General features: G+C 36.3%; 30 protein-coding genes and 1 tRNA gene. 8 read left to right on the top strand and 23 right to left on the bottom strand.

Annotated elements, in window-relative coordinates; translation table 11 throughout:
- Positions 1-220 precede the first annotated feature (220 nt).
- Positions 221-790 carry a 2,3-diphosphoglycerate-dependent phosphoglycerate mutase gene (locus tag FACI_RS07195; RefSeq protein ID WP_009887481.1) on the top strand — a complete coding sequence of 190 codons (570 nt, stop codon included), beginning with the start codon at positions 221-223 and terminating at the stop codon, positions 788-790.
- Here the strand turns inward: FACI_RS07195 and FACI_RS07190 are convergent, their stop codons facing one another.
- Positions 791-1,189: a metal-dependent transcriptional regulator gene (locus FACI_RS07190; RefSeq protein ID WP_009887480.1), complete on the bottom strand. Its 399-nt coding sequence runs from the start codon at positions 1,187-1,189 to the stop codon at positions 791-793.
- A 45-nt stretch (positions 1,190-1,234) separates the two neighbouring features.
- On the bottom strand, positions 1,235-1,849 hold the full coding sequence (locus FACI_RS07185; RefSeq protein ID WP_009887479.1) for a hypothetical protein: 615 nt from the start codon (positions 1,847-1,849) through the stop codon (positions 1,235-1,237).
- A 108-nt stretch (positions 1,850-1,957) separates the two neighbouring features.
- Between FACI_RS07185 and FACI_RS07180 the strand changes: the two genes are divergently transcribed.
- Complete coding sequence (locus FACI_RS07180; RefSeq protein WP_009887478.1) at positions 1,958-2,524, top strand: GMP synthase subunit A; 567 nt, start codon at positions 1,958-1,960, stop codon at positions 2,522-2,524.
- Between the two features lie 10 nt (positions 2,525-2,534).
- A complete protein-coding gene (locus FACI_RS07175) occupies positions 2,535-3,275 on the top strand; it encodes a tRNA (adenine-N1)-methyltransferase (protein WP_009887477.1) in 741 nt (246 codons plus the stop codon).
- Between the two features lie 32 nt (positions 3,276-3,307).
- Here FACI_RS07175 and FACI_RS07170 read toward each other — a convergent pair whose 3' ends face one another.
- A complete protein-coding gene (locus FACI_RS07170; RefSeq protein ID WP_009887476.1) occupies positions 3,308-4,225 on the bottom strand; it encodes a transcription initiation factor IIB in 918 nt (305 codons plus the stop codon).
- A 218-nt stretch (positions 4,226-4,443) separates the two neighbouring features.
- Between FACI_RS07170 and FACI_RS07165 the strand changes: the two genes are divergently transcribed.
- Both FACI_RS07165 and FACI_RS07160 read left to right on the top strand, forming a co-directional pair.
- On the top strand, positions 4,444-4,656 hold the full coding sequence (locus tag FACI_RS07165; RefSeq protein WP_009887475.1) for an H/ACA ribonucleoprotein complex subunit GAR1: 213 nt from the start codon (positions 4,444-4,446) through the stop codon (positions 4,654-4,656).
- Between the two features lie 9 nt (positions 4,657-4,665).
- On the top strand, positions 4,666-5,601 hold the full coding sequence (locus FACI_RS07160; protein WP_009887474.1) for a transcription initiation factor IIB: 936 nt from the start codon (positions 4,666-4,668) through the stop codon (positions 5,599-5,601).
- 3 nt (positions 5,602-5,604) lie between these two features.
- Here FACI_RS07160 and FACI_RS07155 read toward each other — a convergent pair whose 3' ends face one another.
- On the bottom strand, positions 5,605-5,811 hold the full coding sequence (locus tag FACI_RS07155) for a KEOPS complex subunit Pcc1 (RefSeq protein ID WP_009887473.1): 207 nt from the start codon (positions 5,809-5,811) through the stop codon (positions 5,605-5,607).
- 59 nt (positions 5,812-5,870) lie between these two features.
- On the opposite strand from FACI_RS07155, the gene FACI_RS07150 reads away from it, so the two are divergent.
- Positions 5,871-5,955, top strand: a tRNA-Leu gene (locus FACI_RS07150).
- A 324-nt stretch (positions 5,956-6,279) separates the two neighbouring features.
- Here FACI_RS07150 and FACI_RS07145 read toward each other — a convergent pair.
- Both FACI_RS07145 and FACI_RS07140 read right to left on the bottom strand, forming a co-directional pair.
- Positions 6,280-6,696: a PD-(D/E)XK nuclease superfamily protein gene (locus tag FACI_RS07145; protein ID WP_009887472.1), complete on the bottom strand. Its 417-nt coding sequence runs from the start codon at positions 6,694-6,696 to the stop codon at positions 6,280-6,282.
- On the bottom strand, positions 6,696-7,601 hold the full coding sequence (locus tag FACI_RS07140) for a DNA adenine methylase (RefSeq protein ID WP_019841676.1): 906 nt from the start codon (positions 7,599-7,601) through the stop codon (positions 6,696-6,698). Before FACI_RS07140 ends, FACI_RS07145 begins: the two co-directional genes overlap by 1 nt.
- Positions 7,602-7,876: 275 nt before the next feature.
- Here FACI_RS07140 and FACI_RS07135 point away from each other — a divergent pair, with 275 nt between their 5' ends.
- Entirely contained in the window at positions 7,877-8,857 is a 981-nt protein-coding gene (locus FACI_RS07135) for a hypothetical protein (protein ID WP_009887470.1), read from the top strand.
- A gap of 19 nt (positions 8,858-8,876) precedes the next feature.
- Here the strand turns inward: FACI_RS07135 and FACI_RS07130 are convergent, their stop codons facing one another.
- From FACI_RS07130 to FACI_RS10295, 16 genes are all read right to left on the bottom strand, one after another.
- The gene (locus FACI_RS07130) at positions 8,877-9,443 is read right to left on the bottom strand and encodes a site-specific integrase (RefSeq protein ID WP_019841675.1); all 567 of its coding nucleotides are present in this window, start codon (positions 9,441-9,443) and stop codon (positions 8,877-8,879) included.
- A gap of 1,079 nt (positions 9,444-10,522) precedes the next feature.
- On the bottom strand, positions 10,523-11,665 hold the full coding sequence (locus FACI_RS07125) for a helix-turn-helix domain-containing protein (RefSeq protein WP_019841674.1): 1,143 nt from the start codon (positions 11,663-11,665) through the stop codon (positions 10,523-10,525).
- Positions 11,666-11,671: 6 nt separating this feature from the next.
- Positions 11,672-12,334, bottom strand: a complete 663-nt coding sequence (locus FACI_RS07120) for a hypothetical protein (RefSeq protein ID WP_009887467.1) — start codon at positions 12,332-12,334, stop codon at positions 11,672-11,674.
- Positions 12,327-12,626: a hypothetical protein gene (locus FACI_RS07115; RefSeq protein ID WP_148285742.1), complete on the bottom strand. Its 300-nt coding sequence runs from the start codon at positions 12,624-12,626 to the stop codon at positions 12,327-12,329. The genes FACI_RS07120 and FACI_RS07115 overlap by 8 nt, the downstream gene beginning before the upstream one ends.
- Before the next feature lies 1 nt (position 12,627).
- Positions 12,628-13,155, bottom strand: coding sequence for a hypothetical protein (locus tag FACI_RS07110; protein WP_009887465.1), 528 nt, complete (start codon positions 13,153-13,155; stop codon positions 12,628-12,630).
- Positions 13,156-13,410 (bottom strand): hypothetical protein, encoded by a 255-nt coding sequence (locus FACI_RS07105; RefSeq protein WP_009887464.1) that lies wholly within the window; start codon positions 13,408-13,410, stop codon positions 13,156-13,158.
- A complete protein-coding gene (locus FACI_RS07100; protein WP_009887463.1) occupies positions 13,407-13,607 on the bottom strand; it encodes a hypothetical protein in 201 nt (66 codons plus the stop codon). The genes FACI_RS07105 and FACI_RS07100 overlap by 4 nt, the downstream gene beginning before the upstream one ends.
- Positions 13,604-13,867: a hypothetical protein gene (locus FACI_RS07095; RefSeq protein ID WP_009887462.1), complete on the bottom strand. Its 264-nt coding sequence runs from the start codon at positions 13,865-13,867 to the stop codon at positions 13,604-13,606. Before FACI_RS07095 ends, FACI_RS07100 begins: the two co-directional genes overlap by 4 nt.
- On the bottom strand, positions 13,868-14,071 hold the full coding sequence (locus FACI_RS07090; RefSeq protein WP_009887461.1) for a hypothetical protein: 204 nt from the start codon (positions 14,069-14,071) through the stop codon (positions 13,868-13,870). It abuts the gene before it with no gap.
- On the bottom strand, positions 14,068-14,274 hold the full coding sequence (locus FACI_RS07085; protein WP_009887460.1) for a hypothetical protein: 207 nt from the start codon (positions 14,272-14,274) through the stop codon (positions 14,068-14,070). Before FACI_RS07085 ends, FACI_RS07090 begins: the two co-directional genes overlap by 4 nt.
- Complete coding sequence (locus tag FACI_RS07080) at positions 14,258-14,671, bottom strand: RNA chaperone Hfq (RefSeq protein ID WP_009887459.1); 414 nt, start codon at positions 14,669-14,671, stop codon at positions 14,258-14,260. Before FACI_RS07080 ends, FACI_RS07085 begins: the two co-directional genes overlap by 17 nt.
- Before the next feature lies 1 nt (position 14,672).
- Positions 14,673-14,825 carry a hypothetical protein gene (locus tag FACI_RS10305; RefSeq protein WP_009887458.1) on the bottom strand — a complete coding sequence of 51 codons (153 nt, stop codon included), beginning with the start codon at positions 14,823-14,825 and terminating at the stop codon, positions 14,673-14,675.
- On the bottom strand, positions 14,826-15,038 hold the full coding sequence (locus tag FACI_RS10145; RefSeq protein WP_148285741.1) for a hypothetical protein: 213 nt from the start codon (positions 15,036-15,038) through the stop codon (positions 14,826-14,828). It abuts the gene before it with no gap.
- Positions 15,031-17,973 (bottom strand): bifunctional DNA primase/polymerase, encoded by a 2,943-nt coding sequence (locus FACI_RS07075; protein ID WP_009887457.1) that lies wholly within the window; start codon positions 17,971-17,973, stop codon positions 15,031-15,033. Before FACI_RS07075 ends, FACI_RS10145 begins: the two co-directional genes overlap by 8 nt.
- Positions 17,970-18,143 (bottom strand): hypothetical protein, encoded by a 174-nt coding sequence (locus FACI_RS10300; protein ID WP_009887456.1) that lies wholly within the window; start codon positions 18,141-18,143, stop codon positions 17,970-17,972. Before FACI_RS10300 ends, FACI_RS07075 begins: the two co-directional genes overlap by 4 nt.
- A gap of 106 nt (positions 18,144-18,249) precedes the next feature.
- A complete protein-coding gene (locus tag FACI_RS10295) occupies positions 18,250-18,414 on the bottom strand; it encodes a hypothetical protein (protein WP_187288944.1) in 165 nt (54 codons plus the stop codon).
- Positions 18,415-18,543: 129 nt separating this feature from the next.
- Between FACI_RS10295 and FACI_RS07070 the strand changes: the two genes are divergently transcribed.
- Complete coding sequence (locus tag FACI_RS07070) at positions 18,544-19,719, top strand: hypothetical protein (RefSeq protein ID WP_019841672.1); 1,176 nt, start codon at positions 18,544-18,546, stop codon at positions 19,717-19,719.
- 455 nt (positions 19,720-20,174) lie between these two features.
- Here FACI_RS07070 and FACI_RS07065 read toward each other — a convergent pair whose 3' ends face one another.
- Complete coding sequence (locus FACI_RS07065) at positions 20,175-21,428, bottom strand: tyrosine-type recombinase/integrase (RefSeq protein WP_009887452.1); 1,254 nt, start codon at positions 21,426-21,428, stop codon at positions 20,175-20,177.
- Between the last annotated feature and the right edge of the window lie 29 nt (positions 21,429-21,457).

The raw sequence follows: 21,457 nt of genomic DNA, 5'->3' as shown, positions 1-21,457 counted from the left end.
ATATTATATGTAAGCCTGGCAAACATTAAAATCGGAGTTATGGGAATTCAATACCATGTATTGTCTCTCAGTTTGGAACTGATAGCCCGCCATATTTTAGTTTCCAGTAGTTTTAATTTGATAGCAAAAAGGATTTTTCAGGCCATCATTATACATATATGAACCGGATTATATATCAAAATTTCAATAGAATTATAAACCATTTAATAATATATTGGCTATGAAGTATGTTATACTTATAAGGCACGGGGAAAGCTATACAAATAGAAACGGGATACTTTCCAGTGAGCTTAATAGGTATAGATTAACAGAAGAAGGGATTGAACAGGCCAGATTTACTGGAGAGCAGCTTAATGGGCTAAAGTTTGATGGAATAATATCAAGCCCTATTTTGCGTGCGGTAGAAACAGCCAATATAATTAATCAATACCTGAATCTTGAAATTAAGACCGATAACAGGGCCATTGAATCAGATTTTGGGGAGTATAATGGCAAAAGGATAGTGGACATACCTGACAAATCCCGCGATGAACTTGGTATGGAATCCTTCGAATCCCAGACCAGCAGAATGATTGACCTTATAAATTCGTATACTGGAAACTACATAGTGGTAAGCCATTCTTTTCCTATAAGATGCGTGCTGGCAAACTACCTGAAACTGGGTGAAATAGAAAGCTTTGGGCTGGATATAAGGCACGCGTCCATGTCTGTCATCAATGTAGAGAAAGAAAAAATTCTCGCTATAGGGTCTCTTCTTTTATCACCTGAAATCAGGAAGATCTTTAAATGATCAGTTAGATTTTACCGGTTTCCCGTGGGGGCACGTCTGTGGGTTTCCAAGACTTGTGAAAAGCTTCTGTATTGATGTGTCATCCATGAGGTAATCTATTTTTTCTATCTGTTCACATGCCCTGTCGGAATTTACGCCACTTTTGGTAAGCATTACTTCCAGTGTCCTGTGTGCCATAATTATTTCACTGTAAATTGTGTTGCCATATGGTGTTAGATAGATAACCCCGTTTTTTCTCTCTATAATTTCCTTTGATTCTAACCGCTTAATCAGTTCGTATGCTGTAGGAGGTTTGATATTTAATATTTCAGCTATATTGAATAACCTTAATGGAAAGCCAGAACTGTCGTGGATGGCTACTATACAATCCCTTTCTTTCCTGGTAATATTATATTCCATGATTATTAGTATAATACTAAAATATTTAAACTTAACTTTAAGCACTCACAGCCACATATTACTGTCATTTATGTTATCTATGAATTCCCTGCTTATGCCTTTCTGTACCAGGTAATATTTATTGGGTATTATTTCCAGTTCAATTGCATTGTTGATTATTTCAGCTAAAGGCACATACCTTATGCCCCTGTATGAAAAATTGCCGAATATCCATGGAGGTATATCGAAATAATTCGGTATTCTGTGTGGAATTGCCTTTTCAAGGGTTTTGTCAAGTATGGATGCTATTCTCTCATTGTAATACCATTTTTTAAAGAAAAGATTGTTGCTGGCTCTGGGCTCGTACACATCCCATTCTATTCCATGCCTTATTTCTTTCCCTATGAAAACTGCATTTCCACCAAAATCGTCTATTTTAGTCCTTGGCGGATCCTCTTCTATGCCTGTAACTGCGTTTATAACCTTTATATGCGGATTGGCTTTCATTTTTATATAGTTCCCAATCAGTGACTCCAGCTCTGTAATCTGGCTTACAGATAATTCATAATCATTTTCCAGCTGGGCAGATAGATCTACGTAATATTCTACCACAGAATTATCAGGCGGGTTGTTTATGAGTTTAAGATAATAAAAATAACGCTCCCCATTCATGCCAATCACGATATAATAAATCAAAGGGAATATTTAATATTATCGTTATACCGGATGGTTTTTAAATGAAAAAAAGTGTAGCCAGCAATTTAAATATTGGAAATGTATTATCAAGAAATGAAGATAGGCGTTATTGATAATGGTGGCCAGTGGACCCATAGAGAGTGGAGAGTTATCAGGTCATTTGGCGTGGATTCCGAAATATACCCTAACACAGTTGATAACACAAGCCTGGACGGGCTTGATGGGCTGGTGCTTTCAGGAGGGCCTGCAAGTATCGATTCCGAAGTGGGGAAACTTGGATATATAAAACAATATATAGAAACCCATAGTTATCCCATCCTTGGCATATGTGTTGGAGCACAATTTATCGCCCTTAATTCCGGTGCAACTGTAAGCAAAGCAATTCATCCTGAGTATGGAAAAAAGAAGGTTACATTTATTAAAAGTGAATCAATATTTACCGGCATACCTGAAACCATTAACGCCTGGGAAAGCCATAACGACGAAATTAAGAATTTATCCGATGAATATGTTCTCTGTGCCTCATCTGATACATGCAAGGTGCAGGCTTTCTACCACAAAACCAAAGATATTTTTGCAGTCCAGTTCCATCCTGAGGTAAATAATACTGAGCATGGAACTGAAATTTTCAAGAATTTTATTGAGGTTTGCAGGAAATAAGTGATAATAAATGTTAATATTAAAATCAGAGGAAATATCCGGGATTCTGGATGAAAAGAACCTTATAGCCTTTTTTGGAAAAGATCGGATAAACCTTCCAAAGAATTCATTTATCGAACCTGGAGACATTGTAAGGTTAAAAAACAGAGAATTTATAGCATTGAAGCCAGACTCTCAATTTTTTAATGAAATTTCCGGAAGAAATACCCAGGCAGTATTGCCACTGGATACATCTTACATAATACATGCTGCGGGAATACTCCCCGGTACATGCATCCTTGAAGCTGGCGCTGGAACAGGGTCTTTAAGCTACTCAATCCTGAAAGCAATAGGAAGTAAAGGCAAACTGGTTACAATGGATATAAACAAAAGCACTATAGATATTGCAAGGGGCAACGTGGAGAGATTTATGCTACCGGATAACTGGGAGACCATTCATGGAGATATCAGGTCAGATAATTTGCCTGGCAAATATGATGCTGCTATACTTGATATACCTGATCCATGGGATGCGGTAGAAAATATGAAGAAACATATCGTGCCGGGAGGATACCTTGTTACTTACTCTCCCAATTTTAATCAGGCAGAAAAGAATGTTATAGCCATGAAGAAGCTAAATTTTTATGTGCTGGAAACAGTGGAACTGATAAAACGCAACATTATTGTTCGGGAAAATGCAACCAGGCCCGATAACAATATAATAGACCATACAGCTTTTATATCCATAGGAGTCCGGACTTCCTCTATATAAAACAATAAAGTTTAATTTGATACGTCAGGATTTTAATCTACATCATCTATTCCGAGCTTTTTGCTAATTTCCTTGTAACGGTTTCTGATGGTTACCTCGGTAACTCCGGACACACGGGCAACATCCTTCTGCGTACGCTGTTTACCGTTTTTCATGGCTGCGATGTATATGGCTGCAGCAGCTATGCCAGTTGGCCCCTTTCCAGTAGATAGACCTGATTCTCCGGCAAGCCTGATTATATGCTCGCTGTCCATTATAACCTGCTTGTCCAGGTCCAGTTTATTGCAAAACTGTGATACATATGAATATGGAGTTGTTGGCTGTAGATTAAGTGCCAGTTCCTTGGCAAGATGGCGGTAAGCTTTTCCAATTTTTTTCTTATTGACCTCGGAAACCTTTGAAATTTCATCAAGTGTTCTGGGTATATTGATCATCCTGCAGGATGCGTAAATGGATGCGCATACAATGCTTTCTATGCTCCTTCCCCTGATAAGGTTTTTTTCAACAGCCTTTCTATAAATCAGTGCAGCACTTTCTTTGATATCTTTCGGAATTCCAAGTTTTGCCCCGTCCTCATTTAAAACCTGGAGCGCCAGTGCCAGGTTTCTTTCGGCAGCATTGCTAACCCTTATCCTCTGATGCCATTTCCTTACACGGTATATCTGCGACCTGTTTTTATGCGGAATCCGCTTTCCATAATAGTCCTTATTTGACCATGATATTTCTGTAGCAAGCCCCTTGTCGTGGCTTAAAAAACTCATAGGTGACCCGGTCCTTGACCTCTTCCCATCCTGTTCAGAATCAAATGCACGCCATTCAGGCCCCTGATCTATCAGGGAATCTTCTATAACAATCCCACAATCATAGCATGTCAATTCACCCCTGTCATAATCCTTAACCAAATGAATTGACCCGCATTCAGGACAATTCTTAACTTCATCTGTTTTCATAGACACACCCAAATATTAAAATAGATATTACATTAAGTATTAAAGTTTTATTATATTTTGGAGCTAAAATTGGCTATAAAAATTTACTGATAAACTGTATAACAATTAAGTAAATGCCGTAATATACATGTTTATACACGAATATTTTAATATCATAACAGGTAGTTTTAATAATATTACGTAATGCTTATATACTCAATTTGCATATAGAGGTGTATATGAAAACTGAGTGCACAATAGTACATAAATTCAATAATGAGGTATTATTGAGGGTGAATGACTGTATCGGACTCCATAACAAACTGGTTAATGAATATGATGCCGTTATAGGAAAAGTAACAAAAATATTAGGCCCTGTATCAGGTCCATATGCACTCGCATATATAGCCAGCAAGGATGATAATATCCAGAAGGTATATATTAAATGTTAAGGTGATAAAATGGCAACAGAAAAGAAAAAAAATATTTATGAGATAGACAAGTGTCCTGAGTGCGGTTCTTCACAGTTAGTAAGAGATTATGAACGTGGTGAATTAGTTTGCTCCAACTGTGGCCTTGTCATAGATGACAGTTATATTGATGAAGGGCCGGAATGGAGGGCTTTCGACTCAGAACAAAGTGAAAGCAGGGCCAGGACAGGTTCTCCAATGACATACACGATCCATGACAAGGGATTATCCACAGATATTTCATGGAAAAACAAAGATTCATATGGGAAATCAATACCAACAAGAAACAGGGCACAGCTGTACAGGCTCAGAAAGTGGCAGAAGAGAATAAAGGTATCAAATGCAGCAGAGCGGAATCTTTCACAGGCATTGCAGGAACTGGAAAGAATGGCTTCAAACCTGAGCATACCCAATGATGTCCGTGAAACATCTGCAGTTATCTACAGAAAAGCAGTTAAGCAGAATATGATCAGGGGCAGGTCCATAGAGGGAGTCGTAGCCGGATCAATTTATGCAGCATGCAGAATTACAAATGTTCCAAGGACACTGGATGAAATTGCATCTGTTACAAGGGTAAAGAAGAAAGAAATAGGCAGGACATACAGAATTATGGCCAGATACCTGAAACTGAATATACTCCCATCAAAACCCGATGACTACGTGAACAGATTCTGTTCCAAGCTTAGATTATCAATGGAAGCCAGGAAGAGGGCTGAGGAAATATTAAAAATGGCAATAGACAATGACCTGACATCTGGAAAAGGGCCTACAGGAGTTGCAGCAGCTGCAATATATATAGCATCTCTCATCACTGGGGAAAGAAGAACCCAGAGGGCAATTGCTGAAGTAGCCGGTGTTACTGAGGTAACTATTAGAAACAGATATAAGGAACTGACAGAAAAACTCAATTTAACAATTGAGGAGTGAATTTTATAATTCACCGACTTTTTTATATGTCTCATAGTCCCTTATAATATCATCTACAAGATTGTAGATGGAACTTAATTTTACATTTATTATTTTTATTATAAGTTTATTGTTAGTGCATTCCATTTCTATATCCTGATTATTGTCCTGAATTAATGAATTATACAGTGCATTACAGTTATCTTCATCTATTGAAATGCATAGCTCCATAAACAGTAATAATAACATTCATTATAAAATTTATAATATATGATGCAATATCAGTGCAAGCGGAGGTTACCGAGTCAGGCTAAAGGTGATAGACTCAAAATCTATTCCCAAAGGGGTTCGCCGGTTCAAATCCGACCCTCCGCATCAATATAAAAGTCTAATGCCCTTACAAAAATACACATTATATTCTTTCTTATAATAATTTAGATTTGTTTTTTCCATTACAAATACAGATCATGCTTTTAAACCCATGCCTTAAAATTATAAGACATCCATAGTCTAAAACCGGTTAAAGATAATATGATTATATACGGTCATACGCTTCCATAATGCCCTTATTTTAATCGAAATATGCTTCATGGTAGAATTATACCTTGCCTACTGAAAAAAAACCTTACTGGGCATATAGCAGAAAAGATATTATGAGAACAATAACTGCGAATGGAAGTTTACCTGGAAATAACAGAATTATAAGTTATGGTTGTTCAACCTTGCTATGAAGTCCTCAACACCTATGTTTTCAACTAAATCCCCATGTTTCAATATATTTCTATGTTCCTGGCTGAAAAGATACTCCTTTGCATTTTGCGAGAAGCCATTGCCGCCTATTACCACATAGGCTTTTTTAAAATTATCATTCTCTATTATTTTTATTAGTGAAGCTATCTCATATATTACCTTCTGCTCTGCAGTCCCTGCCACCTGCTGCCATTTCAGGCTTACAATAATGGAATTATCTACTACAAAATCTGCCTTATACCTGTTGTTGAACAATTGCTTTCCAATAAATACCTGCTTTTTATAATCATAGTGGTTAAACTCCAGCAGGCTTTCAATCATTAACTCCTGTCCGGTGCCTGTCCTGGTTCCAGACCCCCCAGGCATTATTGAACACCGTAATTTGTTATTATTAATTCACTGATTATCCCACGTTTAGTCCCTATGGAATTAATGCTCCGTCTGGCAGTTACTTCTATTAAATTGAAATCCTTGTATAGATTTTTTATAAAATCTGTATCAGAATTGCTTTCCATTACATACACTCCCTTGCTGGAAAGCCTTTTAAAAACCTTGTAAAGCCTTTCCTGATCTTTCTCATAGAAGCCATTTGATGTATAACCTGTAAAATTTGATGTTTTATTCACCGGCATATATGGCGGGTCAAAATAAACAAAATCGCCTTTTGACGCAGTCTTAACAGCTTCTTCAAAATCCTCATTCAATATTGTGCATTTCTGGAATAGGTTTGAAAGCCCAAGTATATCAGATTCTATAGGCATTCCTGGATTTGCATATTTTCCGTATGGTACGTTAAATTTATTCTGTGAGTTTACACGGTATAAGCCATTGTAGCAGTGCTTGTTTAAATATATCAACAATGCGGACCTACTTACAAGATTACCTGTTGAATTGAATAATTCCCTTGCTTTGTAATAGTCTTTAGAGTTATTCTTAAATTCAATGTCTTTTAATTCGTTTATCAATGCATACGGATTGGATTTTATGGTAACGTATAGATTGTATAAATCAGTGTTAAGATCAGATATTACTGCATTGCTTATTTTGTCCATGGAATATAGTTTAATTAAAAATGAACCACCGCCTATAAAAGGTTCATAGTATTCATTAAAATTATTTGGTATATATTTAATTAAATCATTTAATAATTGCCTCTTGCCGCCTGCCCATTTCAGCACAGGCTTATAGTTTATATCCAGTAATGATTCCACGTTGTAATATATGTAAATGATATATAAATTATTAGTTGTTTTAGCGTTAGATAAAGGCATTTCTTACTTTACTGGATGTTAATGGCATCCTTTTACGTTAAATATGGCAGCAAAGTTGTTTGTTTTTAAGATACGATTGCTTTCCTATAATTATCTTTTTTTCATCATCAGGCATCTTTAACATGATAATATTTCTAACAACCTATTGAGTTTTTGGTTATTAGTAAGTGTTCAGTATTTTTGGAGTAACCATGATTTAATACAAATTTTTATAGAGCTATTGATCCTTAAATTGTTGATAGTAAAATTAATAGAGAAGCCTATCTTATTGTTTTATGGATGAAAACGAATATATAACAAAAAAGGAAATAATAAAGGAGTTGCTGTATAAGGATAGGAATTTCTTCTCAAGCATCAATCCAGAATTTAGCATTTTCAAGTATACTTCATTTTTTGCTGTCGTGACATTTACTTTTCAATTCATCATAGTTATGATAAATAGTTTTACTGGTTTTGGTTATCTTACATACTTCCAGTCTCCCGCATCTGGATTGAGCGTTATCTTTATTTTTAGCTTAATAGGGCTTTATATTGGACTCACTCGTGCTATCAGAAAGTCTTATCACAACAGAAAAGGTGTTTATCTGAGATTATATAAATGTAGGAATTGTGATTTTACATCTTTTTCTGAGTTCTATTCAAACCTTCACATAGTATCGCACCCAAACCACATATTGAACGATAACCAGATTTTGATTAAATATGACAAAAATAGCTTTATACCTTGGTTTTTTGGACTTTTAGCAATTAGTAAACGTAAAAAGCTGAAGAAAAACTATGACCGGGATTTTATCATTCTAACTGACTCTAGCCAGAGGATCAGATATGAAATAAAAGGTAATAAATGGTATTGGGCTAGCCTCATAGTTCTTATACTGTTTATAGCTATTACGCCAGTTTATCTGTATTATACATACTATATATATAGGTCGCTGGAACTCCTTATAATACAACTAATCGTTTTCTTCACTGCTTTTATTATTTGTGCTTATGTAACTATAGCACTTAAGACCGAAGACGTCAACAATGTATATATATTCATGTTAAAACTGGAATATCAGGAAGAACAATGGAATCCGTATACAAAATTAAAATACGTCAAGTTGCCTTATGGGTACTGGGCATGGGTTGAAAAGAAGTCAGAAATGGAACCAATTGAGGTGCAGGATGGAAAGCTATATATTGTCAACAAGATTGTCCTAAACAAATTCAAAGAGGTTATTGGAGTAATTCCTGAAAAATCATCAAATAAATAACACTTCTATCATTTTCTTTTTAGTACCAACCTTCTACATACGGCTTCATCCTTAACCTATCAACATCATCAAAAGGTATATTGAGATAATGATTCAATGAAATCATTTCAGTATGCCCCTGGCTTAAAAATATTTCCGCTTTCATTCCAGGATAGGAAGACACCATCCACGATTCCCATGTCTTTCTAAAGGTTTTCACAGAAATATCAGTATCATTCATTGGTGCATTCCATGCCCACCTCTTTAAATTAATATCCATGGATTGCCTGGATGGGAGAACCTTCCCCTGCAGGAATATGGGCAGTATGATTTTTCCCATAGTGCTTAAGTGTATGGTCCGCTCCCTCTGCCTTGCATATTTTTTAGTTTTGTTGCCATTCCCCTTTGGCATGTCTATATAGCCGCCTTTAAACCATGAAGGATATTGCTGCAATCTCCTCAGCTCCTCATATCTCATTCCGGTAAGGAGCATAGCATCTAGCCATATCTGGTTTGATAATTTCTTAGAACCTTCCCTCAGTGCATGGTATCCATCAGGTCTTAAGATTCTGATCTCATTGCGTGTTATAATTTCCATACTTGACATATTTAGAAATACGTCAATGTTTATTAAACTTTCACATTGATATTGGCATACAATCCATAATATTTATGGCAAAAACATTGACATTTTATATACAGAACGTCAATGTAAATTTCTTTAACCTATTAACATCATTTTGAAATTAAAAACCTATTCAGAAAATGGCAAAATCCATATTTATTTTTATAAGATAGGCTTATTTTAATTATTTCAATGCAATGGATACATAATTAACCATTAAGGCAAAATAACTGCCTTAAACTGCGAATTTAAGGCTATGGAAGGCATTGTGGCATTTTTAACCGCTTAAAGCCGTGTTTTTAATAGAAATATTTGCATTGCCTGGCATAACCTATCACACTGTTAATGATTGTAAGGTCATATAGAGTTAATTTATAAAAGTCTTATATGGAATTATAAATCGGTAGTCCATGTATGTTTTAACAGTATGTATTTAACACCCATGAGATTGATTAATTAATTCATAGTAAGTTTTTAAATTATACTAACGGTGTAAGTTAATAGTCGGGACTTACTATGTGTTTTAACGGTATGTATTTAACACCCACGAGCGATTAGATGATAATTAACATCTACATCCCAGAATTGGTATCAATCCATGAACATAATCCATATGGCATAATTTTGTGATACTTTTATGATATTCTCATGAAAATGCAGTATAACACGAATTTTATTTTTATTCAAACGCTTTATATTAAATTATATTGCGTTTTTTGTGGGTGGGGATAGATAATAGACCAGTGCCTTAAAAGATTTGCAGGTTTTTCTTATAGTATCCTATACTTATTTTGCAACTGATCTTTAAAAAAACAAATATGGGACGGGCGAAATGCCCATTTTTGAACGCTTCCACGCACGCCTAATTTAATTAAATATTAATAGACATTCCAATGGGACACAATCCCAAATGGGAATAAATCATTGATTTTAAAGGTTTTGCAAGTGTCCCACGCATATTTCGGGTTATTAAGATGAAATAATTCACAGAAATAGAGTTTTAAAGGTTTTGTCATATATATGAAGTTATAATGCCATGGGACACTTTAATACAGGATAAATCATAAATCATCATCACTGTTAATCTCTGATATTACACGCTGGACGGTGCTTCTTGGCACGCCGGTTGATTTTGCTATGTCCCGCACAGAAAGCCCCTTCATCTTCAACTTTATAATTTTTATTATGTCATTATTCGTTTCCTTTTTATTGTCACCTTTACCTGTCCCATTTTTCTTATTCAATTTTTCCTTTTTCTCTCTTTGTGCTTCCTGGATTTCATGTAAAAATTCCTTATTAACACGATTCATATAAGTTTGTTTTGCATTTTCATAAGCCTCTAACAAATCTCTGGATGCGAGATTAAAGTGCAACTTACTTATCGTAATCGGGATGTTCCCAATCCATAATTTTGGATATTTAAAACCGAGAGTGTCTGCCCCCCTGAACACTCTAAATGGATGAAAGACCTTGGCATCCCCCTGGATTTTTGTAGATTCGAAATATAGATTTATGAGCTCTCTTGACTGCTTCTCGATATAGTTGAGGGAAGGAACAGTGTAGATATTTATCAAATTTAAATAACGGGAGTTCTGGCTAAACTTTCCAATTATCCGACCACTTAAGGAATTCCACTCCTTATTGCTCGCGCCGACGCCCGCATCATCGAAGATTATTACACTTCCTTTCGGAAGATTGCTTGTAGACAATTTTAAAAAATCCTCTACATTGAACACAATCCTGTCCACGTTAAATCCAGGGTCTAATTTCTCTGCCAATGCTATTGCAGAGTAAGATTTTCCCGAGCCAGTTTCCCCGCTGAACAACATACTACAATTTCTGTTTTCTTTTATTCGTTGTTTCGTCCACCGGACTATTACATCCACGTTATCGCCCAAGTCATCTAAATCCGTATCCGGTTGATTATTATCAAAGAGATAAAAATCCCGATCCAGTGCCTCATATAATTCCTGAATATCCAAGAATTCACCATCCATGGCTTCGGGAAAATCCTCTAGCAATAACTGTGCCCGCTTATCCTTTAAATCTAATTTGTATCTCTTTTTGATAAACAGGCTTTCAGAATAACCAAAATAATACAAAAAGACATCAAGGTTAAACTGTATGCCATTGAAAGATTCCGGAAAATCTTCCTTAAATTTTTGTTGCCGCTCGTTGTTCAAATCCATTAAAAATGTATGCATTTTAAATCACCTGCTTTTTGACAAATTCAGGGGGATGAGTATGTTCGGGTCCCATTGATTAAGCCATTGAATCATAATCTCAAAATACTGGCGCAGTGCCTTTACATATAAAAATTCACGGTCCTCACTGTAACCTGGCTCATTTGCGATTTTTACCAGCTGATCCTTAATCAATCGGTAATCTGTTGAATATGCCTTCTCGCCAAAGCCTATTAACAGGGCATTTAAGCCGTCCAAATGGCATTCCCACAAAAATATAGAGCTGTTGTTGTCAATCCTGTTATTCTGTACAAAATCAAAGCATTTGTTAATCATGTCGTGGATTATCGCCTTCCCCTGCTCGGAATTCATTAAGCCGTTTGCATGGAAAATTCCGGCTAACCCCTCCAAAAATTCGAATAATATATCATAGCCTTTTAGAATAAAATATTGAAAATCAGATGGTCCACGGTAGCTTTTTAACAGTGCTTCGAATTTTTCCATGGTATTTTGATTTTCATCCAATAATTGCGTATTGGCAAAATTTTTCATTAGAGAGTAAAAAGTGCTTAAGTCCTCATACCATTTAAGCAGTGTGGCAGGTGATTGTGAATTGCTTCCTGGAAATTGTGCAAGATAAAGAAGTTTATCGTATATCTTTTTTAAATCGTTTAAGCCTTCATCACTCATATTCTTCCTTCACCCTCTTTGTAAGCCAGAACCTTCTAAGGCAACTCTCATCCATCATTTCCACAAGGCTTAATTTTGTGAATTCCTGTGATTTTTTGCGATTCGATACATGTGAATTTTCACGATACGGGATAGCACTTCTCCAGGGGCTTGCTACGGAAGGGTCTTCTGCTTCCTGGAAATTCTGATACATATATCGTAGCCACTCATTTCGTTCCATGATTCCAGGGAGTTCAAAAATTATGTCACGATATACGTTTTCTGTCTTCCAATCAACAATCTTCCTTGGCATTCTAATCAACATCCATTGTGGTGCCGTTCCCAAAAATCGCATTGATATCAAAAATGCTGATAAACCTAACATCTTCTGTATTTACGATTATACCGCCCATGCGCCTGGATTTTGGGTCGGGTGCGACAATCGAAATGCCCCACATATCTAATATATCTCCATAATATTCAATCGCACCATATGCCAAATGTTTGTTCTCCCTATCGAAGAGCTCGACCGTCATACCCTTTTTCGTGGAGACTAGGAGCGCATCCAGCTGTTCAATGTTCATTATTTTGAATTTCTGAATATTGCCGGATACTTTAGATCTGAAATCAGACCCCTTCAAAACGACCCTTTTGACATCATTCATATCAACATAATATGGGACATCGCCGAGGAATCTGGGGCAAAGTAGCTTACAGCTTTTTTCTGCAGTATCAATAACAGGACTGAAAAATCCTTCAATGCACTCGCCATAGGTATTGTAAACCACGACTTCCGGACCGACATTCTTCTCTATGAATTCTTTTAATTCATTCAGTTTCATTTATTTCACCTTCTCATTATTTTTCTTTTTTTCCACAAATTCGGATAAACTCAAAATCCCGATTTCTTTTTCACCCACAAAAACTTTTAATTTCTGGGTTTTGACATCAAAATCCACCTTATCGACGATTATATAGTCACCGCCGCCCGTGTCAATCTGGCACACTTCGTTGCTTCCACCCCAGAATCTCTCAAACTCTTCCTTGTTCATTTTCCTATGTCCAATAGTTTTGACTTTTCTTTTTATCAAACTCATTTTAACACCTCTCGTATTTCACTTTCCTCGCCGTCATCGGAATCGGGCGATATATCGTCTGGCAAATAATCCGGTATGAATGGTTCCGGATTCGGACTCAATGGCGGGATAATTGGTTCTGGCTTCGAATTATCCGGCTTTTCAGGGGGATAATCATCCGGACCCACCGGTTCAATTTCTAAAAATTCTTTAATCATCTTATTGCCTCCTTTTGTTTAATTTTTGAATATATTCTATATGCTCTGGAAAATCCTACAAAACTCATATTCCGTAATCTTTGATTGCCATGCTGTAGTTCGTATGTGAACTCAAACAATGACTGGCAATCAGGTTTTTTTTCGAAGCCATACTTCGATTGAAACTTGGAAATCAATGCTTCAAATTGATTGTAAATCGGGGGCATTCTTTTAAAGTCATCGAGACTTTTCTGCTCCGGAATACATAGAGATTTTAACATTTATTTCACCTCTTTGTTTTTCAAGAAATAGCAGAATCCCCGCCCTTCACGAATTATTTTAAGCTGCTCCATTGACTGAAGTATCTCATTGAGTTTTTGCTCTGAAATCCCAAGTTTTAGTAATTCCTGGAATGTTTTCGGGCTTTCTTTCAACGATTTTAAAACAAATTGCCAGGGTTCTGGAAAATTAAGAATTGATGTCATTTCTGCACCTCTACCGCAATTAAAAAGCCAGATGGAAGGTATACCAGTCCCTGGGAAGTAGATAAAAGTATAGATTCACCATCGGTATCGATTAACGTGCCAGAGTAGTAATTTGCTGAATCTGCTACCATTATGGTTGCTTTGACCGATTTGCCTTTTAATCGGAGCAATGGAGAATTTAAATCTTTAATTTTCTGGCTCATTTTGCACCTCGATTTTAACTATTCCAGACTTCATGAGTATAACATTCTTTCCACCTGATTCCAGAAGAATATCATATTGCCCAAATCCACGAAGTACTCCGCTTAAAATCTCACCGTTAAGCAGTGTTATATTCATGGTTTTACCAATCAAATTTTTTCCGAATATATCAGCAAAGCCTGGATTCCAAGGATTAAAGAATCTTCCCGCATCTATGGATGACCCTTTCTCGTGCTTTTTTATATTTTGAGCATGGCTATCAGTATTTTGTGGCTTTTCCTGAATTGTATCTTTTTGTGGTTCTTGTTTCATACCCACAGATTCATGAGTTGTCCGGAACAAAATCTTGATTGTGCCATCCGGTTGCAGAACTTTTACCGCTTCGCGCTTATCATTCATTTTAAGCACCTGTAGATTTTTTCCTTTCTCTCTTGCCGGCAATCCTCTTTATTATGTTTTTTAATTTTTCAAACACTTTCTCACCTTCTATATAGCCCTGAAAACCGGTAAAATTCAGGCTTTTCAATTTTTTAAAAAATACGGAATTAACCATTTAATCCACCTCTATGAAATCTGGAAGTGAATTCAACAACTCTTTAACTGATAAATTCAGATTCACAATGTCCTTGATATCGTACATATTTACGAATTCTGGGCTTATTTTCGAAATGGTGTGTTCCGTGAAATCGACGTAATAATAATTGCCACGGGCATTTATGAGGCAATGCGATTTATTTAACGGTAGTTGAATACTAAAATTATTCACGGGGCATCACCTGACTGCCTTTTGCATTTTTTAGTGCCGTAAATGTAGCTTCAAGAATCGAATCTGCTGTTGTTACCCACGAAATCCATTCCTTTGAACCATCGTTTATTTCAAGTGTGCTTATCTTATAATAAAAATAATCCCCACGTTTAAAAGCATCCATGACAGTATTATTATACTCTTTTTTTGTCTTATAGAATAGGATTTTCTCTACCTTTTCTGTATTTTTGCATTCATTGTGAGTATTATTGTTTAAGACTTTTTCTTGAGATTCCGTAGAATTTAAGTGTTTTTCATGGGATTTTAATTTCTCATTCTGCAAATCTTCATGGCGTTCGATGAATTCCTGCTTGACAGGTCCCTCTGGCAAGTTCTCAATTTTGTATTCCGGTTTTAGAGAAGGTGTACTGATATTGCCATCATCAGGACCGGAATCTGTGTCTTTTATGTTGTTTTCGATTTCACCGTTTCCCTTATGGAAAGAACAACCCGTAAAAACGTATATACGTTCTTTATTTTCTCCCCGAATTCTTTTTTTGATATAATTCTTACCAAAATATTTTGTGAAAGTTTGTTGCGCCATCAGTGGAATACCTTTTGCTTTTGACCATCTTTTAAAGGAGTCGTAAACTGTATTGACGGGAATTTCCATCTCCGGCACATCGTCAATCTCATCATCGGTGTAAAACTCGACAATATCAGAAAGCAGATTCCATAATTCAACGGTTTCGTCGGTAGTCATTTCATTGGTGAAATTCCAATTATTTGCGGATAATTCCATTAGATGATGAACAAGTAAGGTTGCTATGGTATCCCGTTCTTCGGATAAAATTACGTCTTCGATATTTGCAATTCTTTCCCCCTGTTCTATCTTATGATCCTTTGTTTTTACCAATATAACTCTGGCTAGAAAAGGCTCGTCAGTGACTTTCGGCAAAGGTAAATTGCCCAAAAATATACCTTTTGCTTTGGAAATATAATCTGTCGGTGTTACGCCTTTTTTTTCCAGGTCGATGACGTCTCCGCCAAAAAGTTTATTTATATTCCTATAGTCGATTGTTTGACCTCTTCGGTGATATCGCATAATTTCAGTATCTACCAATAAATTCTTTCCTTCTATTCCCTGAAATGCAAATCGATTATCATTCATTATTAACTTTTCAAATGAAATTGACCCATATCCATATGGATTCATTTTTTTCAGGATTCTAACTAGGGAACCTTTGCCTACCCTCTCCCGCCCGGTCATGAATAATACCATCTGGCGCGGAAAATCTGGATACATGGTGTAACCAAAATATTGCAATATTAGGGGTATATCACGATCTTCAAACGTTTCATTGATAAATTTAGAGAATTTTGGGGAATCCTGCAAGCGAACTACATCCAGCTTATCCGCATTCAAATTGGCTTCAATTCTCCATAGGTATATCAAATCGGGGTTGTGGGGTTCCAATTTCCACGTTTTTGTATTCAGGTATCCATTTAAAAACGGTATGTGCGAATCGGGATTGAACTTATCAGGGTTAGTATACGTGGCAAGCCTTAGCTGAGCTAGCGTTTCGTTTATTTGGCTTCTCGTTGGTCCCCTTTCTATTACTTTTTTCATCGATTCTCTGATTTCGAAAATTGCTTTTGTAGTATCAGGGCTTAATTCGTCAGTTTTAGGGGCGAGTTTATTTGCTAATTCTAAAGCTTTATTCCACGCATCTGTATAAATTCTTGCCGATTCAATTTTTAGTTCTTCTTCACCACGTGCATAGAAACCATCGTGATATAGATAAATCTCTTCCAGGTCGGTGGTATTATCGGATTTTGTGACCACATGTTCTGTTTCTAAAATTATAGACACGACTTTGGCAGGTCCTACTCGTGCGAGATTTAACATTCGTTCTGCTATATCGTATAGATTTTCTGGAAAAAGAATTTCCAGATTTTTAATTATCTCGTCATAATTGTTCCAGAATTCTTTATGCTCTGCCAACAGTTTTTTAAGCCATGGCAACCCGCGGATTTTATGTTGATTTCCGTTTTTATCTTTGGTACCGAATTTTTTGTACGTGTCCTTAACAATGGGAATCCAATCAGTTTTTTCGTAGCCGTTGATGTTGGCTACCTTTTTCAATACTGCTAAGGCGTGGGGTTCTTCGAAGTTGTGAAATGCGAGAGTTCCTGTTATATACATAGTCATCTCAGCTCCGATTCCGGTATTCGATCGCTTTGTTATGTCGGCAATGGTCGAAATTAATAAAGGGGTTTTCTCATTATCAAATTTAAAATTGCTTGGATGGTATTCTCCGCCATATTCAATTAAGTCGGCGTCATTTTCTGATTTTTTTTCTGTTCCGGCAAAGAAGTTGTAAAATTCTAAGGGCATTTCTGGAATTTCGTCAAATGGGACATCTGTAATAAATTTGTACTTTCCAAACTTGCCTTCTGTCGGTGGCAACACAACATACGCGCCCTCCGCCTGAATGTCAACTTTATCTATGCCATTGTTTTCATTCCCCTGCATTTTTTTAAGTGGCGGCTTTCCCTTCGGGTTCCTAAACCAAAAATGGTCTCCGCCGCTTTGCGTTTCCGTCACGAGTGTTTGGAGTTTTGAATCTTCCAAACCAAGCAAATTGAACTGTTTGCACAGATTATCAAGCCCGATACGTATAACTTTTCCATCTTTTTTAATTGGTTTTTTATTTTCATCCTTGGCGACATCTGGGTCGATGATAATATAAGTTGACGCGCCTGTGGGCATCGCGATACCATCTCCAGGTCTATGCATCTGCATGAATTTGTTAAAATCATTTGTGGCATCCTTAAAACCGTGAACGGTGTCTGGCTCTTTTGAACCCGGTTTCGTTGGAAATATTGGCAGACCCGCTTTGGTGTATTTTTTGGCTGCCGCTATTATCTCCGCGTCGTATTTTTCATTTATCATATTAAACCGCCGTAGTTTCCAGTGTTTTTCTTCTCAAAAACATTGAAAAAATCAATAAAATCAACACTCTCCACCACGATACCAAAATATTTAAGTATTCTAATGGTATACATACTTGGAGATGGAATAGCTAAACTTGGCGGTTGGGCTATTAAGATATTTTTTTTCATTTCTCAATAACCTCCATATCTGCTGCATCTGTTCCATTTGCCAACACTTTGCTCCATAATTCCAACCATCTGGGCTTTTCAACATCTTCTTGATTCGCCGTTTTTATCACCTTATCACACAATTTGGCTCGTAATCCAGCGCTGCCATTACCATTAACCGTGACACAGAAACGCCCATTTTTCCTGCCTTTCGCATTATTTTTATTTTATCATCAAGCCTGATCGAGATGTCGATCCTTTTCTCATTCCTTGCCGCTTTTCCTTCACTCATTACTGTCACTACGCACTTTATACGCAACAAAGTATTTAAATGCATTGTTACTTTCCAAGCATTTATTATAATATATTGGTACGGTATTCCTACCAAAAAATTTAATAATATATTCATATTATCTCTCTCATGAGTGAACGCATTTCCCAAAAACGTGTATCCGTTTCTTTCTCGAAGGATGATTATGAATTCTTGTATTCTGTATATGAAAGTTGCCTCTTTTCTGGAAAATCAAGAGTGCCATCTTGGCAACTTAATGATGTTTTAAAAGCTATTGCCTTGAGTGCATCTATTGATTTAATGATGGCAGATATAGAGTTGGCTAATTTAAGGCTCACGCCTTTTTTTATCAATCATGGAACCGATATATCAAAATTACCTAAAAATATAAACGATATAATTTCTAAATTGAAAAATTATTACCACAATAACCTATGGACAGAGAGATCGTTTCACCCAAGCCAAATTCCGTGGAATGAAAAAATAAACATTGAATCGGATTTAAAGGGTGGTGAGGAGTTTCCACACGGAGAAAATCCCCACGTACCAGAAAAAACAATAAATTTTACCGTGTCGCTAACAGAAAAAGAGTTTGAATGGTTCGACAGTGTAAGAATTCTAATTGAATCTTTTGTTTCCGATGATGTTTCATTACCAGAAATCATACGAACATTCTTCAGGTCAGTATTAAATCCATCCCCTTTGAACGACCTATCGAAGGCTGCACGTACCAGGGTACTTTCTTCCTTATATATTGGCTCACTGTATGATTTTTCCCCTCTTGATTCTATCTTAATTTTTTCCAGATTGGATAATGTAGATAATATAACCATTAGCAAAGAATCTCTCGATGCACTAAAATGGATTGGCAATGATGAGATATATTTTAACCTTTATAAAGAAGAGATGGAAAAAGAGTTAGACGAACAGAAAAGTTTGTTGAAATCAAGGAAACAGAGTTACATTATTCCTGGATTTGAATTAGAGCATCTGGGAAAAAATAAGGAAAGGGATGATAAATTTAGGGCTCCATTCCCTATTTTTGGATTTCATTCAGCGTTTATAGGGTTCTTCTTCGTTATAGCCGAATGGGAGTTTGACCAGCATAAAATTCCACTTCTTGCCCCATATCTTACCGGAAGGGTGTATGTCAACAGGAATAAAAAAAATGAGACATATATGGAAATGGGTCATTATTTTAGTACAGTGGTTTTTTCTGATATTTTCGTTCCGTATATGCATGTGTTATATAAATATTCCCGCTTTTACAGAGCGCATGGAAAATTAAGGTTGGATAAAGAATAATAACGTAAAACTGTTATGTAATTATTTTATTATTGTAAGCAGTATATGTGACTTAACCAGTATAGCTTCAAGCAGTATTAAAAAATAGAATTTTTATTTGACTTTCTTTTATGTTAATCATAAATTTATGAGTGCAAAAACAAGTTGGGACAGATTTATTTTAATCGGAAACGTTGAATTTCACGGTTTTTCACCAATAATAATATGTGTCCCAACCTATGTACTATTTATTTCTGTACTTTTTCAATTTCATCTATATATATATAGACAACTTTTTTTTATGCGATGGTATAGTACACAAGTTGGGACAGGTTGTTATACACTCTGGAAACCGTGAAATTAAGGTTTTTAGCTCGTAAAAAAGTTGTCCCAACTTAATTTTAGAATATTTAAAAATGTAATTTTGTTTCATGATTCACCATGTTGCTTTAACAAAAACCCCTTTATTATCAACATTATTCCAGATTTTCACCCTCCATCCCATTCTTTATCTCATTCCTTAGTTTGCTTAGCATCTCCGGATTTTTTAAAATCTGTTCAAGGATGTTCTCGATTAATTTGCCCTTAAACTCATCCGGTGCCTTTTCAAGTATGCTCTTTGCCATTCCTGGAACGACGGAAGACCTTTCCAGTGTGCCAACTATCTCCTTTTCCTTGCCTTCATATTCCAGTGCCAGCTTCTCATCAAATGGCATAAAGCAATTCGTGCAGTATAAAGCAGTGGAAGCGTTCAAATGTTCACATCTGGGGCATTTCTTGGGCTTTTCCTCTGTTATATTGTCCTCTTCACTGACTTTAACCCCGTATGCCTTTAAAATCGCATTGTCCTGATCCCTCATTGATAGATGGACATAAACACCCGTCATCTTTGACCCATGAATCCACCCCATCTGGTTCTCGAGCGGTGCTTCCGGCACTTTAGAAGCCAGCATGGAAGCCCTTGTATGCCTGAATAAATGTGCGTAAATCTTCTTTTCTATGCCTGCCCTGGCTTTCAAGCTAAGCAAAATCTTCCTGGCACTGGTATACTGCATTTGTTTATGCATTGTATCCGCTTTCATTCCGGTGAACAGGAATTCATCCTTGTCATCCTTGGATTTTAAATATTCTCGCAAATAAGCTATGGAATTCCCTATTATCCTTACGCTCCTGTTTCCTGTCTTTCCATGGACATTTAGAATTGCCCCGTATTCATCATATCTTACGTCAGATATTCTCAATGAAAGTATTTCCCCTATCCTGCACCCTGAATCGTATAGGATTGAAACAAACGCCTTATCCCTTGAATTGGTGCAACTATCAACCATCTTATCGATATCGCCCCTGGTTATCAAATCTATTTTCCTGTCATGGCTTGCCTTATGACCGAATTTTAGATTTGCTATGTAATCCGGCACGGTGCCAAGTTTCCATTTATAAAAACGTTTGATTACCTGCTCATAATCCTGAAAGGTTGCATCGCTATACCTCTCCTTGAACTTTAAAAGCATTTCTATTATTGATTTTTTGTCTGGATTTAAAAATTTATCCTGCATCTCGCTATATATAATCCTTAATCTCACAAGATAGAAGTATTCCCTGTATTTTGTTATTCCTGTAATTTTTATTTCATCTACAAAATCCTTTATCGTGTCCCTTGCTTTTCCCTCTAACTTATCTAATCTTGCATATTCTGCTGCCAGATCCCGATCTATCAAATATATGCCCATGCCACATTTATTGTGTGAAGGGATTTAAC

It is taken from the genome of Ferroplasma acidarmanus Fer1, assembly GCF_000152265.2.
GTDB lineage: Archaea > Thermoplasmatota > Thermoplasmata > Thermoplasmatales > Thermoplasmataceae > Ferroplasma > Ferroplasma acidiphilum.
Note: the sequence above shows the minus strand (reverse complement) of the source record. Positions and strands in the feature narration are given on the sequence as shown.